This is a genomic window from Xylophilus sp. ASV27 (assembly GCF_016428875.1).
In the GTDB taxonomy this organism is placed as follows: Bacteria; Pseudomonadota; Gammaproteobacteria; order Burkholderiales; family Burkholderiaceae_C; genus Xylophilus.
In genome coordinates this window covers 1-834 of the sequence record NZ_JAELTO010000248.1, presented here as the reverse complement: position 1 = coordinate 834, position 834 = coordinate 1, and the positions used below count along the sequence as shown (strand labels likewise).

Genomic DNA, 834 nt, shown 5'->3' with positions numbered 1-834 from the left:
CCCCCCCCCCCCCCCCCCCCCCCCCCCCCCCCCCCCCCCCCCCCCCCCCCTTTTAGATGTGTATAAGAGACAGGGTCTCGGGCGCGGCGGCCGGCGCACTGGCGGTGGCCGGCTCTGGCGTTGCGGGGGCCGCAGCCGACGCCGGGGGCTCGGCCGGTGGCGCTGCCGGTGTGGCCGCGGCCGCGCCCAGGCGGTTGAGGTCGCTCAGATTCTTTGATAATTCGGCCGCGCGGGCGGCGCTGTCGCGCGCCTGGCTGGCCTGGGCCACGCGCTCGGCCTCGGCCGCGGCGCCGACGGAGCCCTTGGAGAGGGTCAGGCGATCGGGCGTCGTGGCGGCCGGCCGGCGATCCTGCACCTCGGTCTGCACGCTGCCGCTGGCCACGCGCTGCGGCGTGCCGACATCGGCCGCCGGGGCGCGGCTGGCCAGTCTGCGGCGGAATTCGTTGAAGTCGCGGCTCTGCGCCATCACGATGCGCCGCGCCTCGGCCGGCGGCGTGGCGCTGGCCTGGCCGGCATCGGGGATTTCCAGCACGGCGCCGGCGCGCACACGGTTGACGTTGTTGCCGATGAAGGCGTCCGGGTTGGCCTGCAGCAGCGCGACCAGCATCTGGTCGAGCGAGACATTGGCCGGCTTGCTGGCTGCGGCGATGCGGCCTGCGGTATCGCCGGGGCGGACGGTGACCTCCGCCGCGGGTGTCGTGGCGCGCGCCGCGGCGGCGGGCGGGCGGCTGGGCGCGCGCGCGGGAGCCGGGGGCGCGGCTGTCTCTTATACACATCTAAAAGGGGGGGGGGGGGGGGGGGGGGGGGGGGGGGGGGGGGGGGGGGGGGGGGGGG

At 77.8% G+C, this 834-nt stretch carries 1 pseudogene; it reads right to left on the bottom strand.

Annotated elements, in window-relative coordinates:
- Positions 1-52: 52 nt before the first annotated feature.
- A pseudogene (locus JHD63_RS22685) lies at positions 53-652 on the bottom strand (FimV/HubP family polar landmark protein); the annotation flags it as partial.
- Between the last annotated feature and the right edge of the window lie 182 nt (positions 653-834).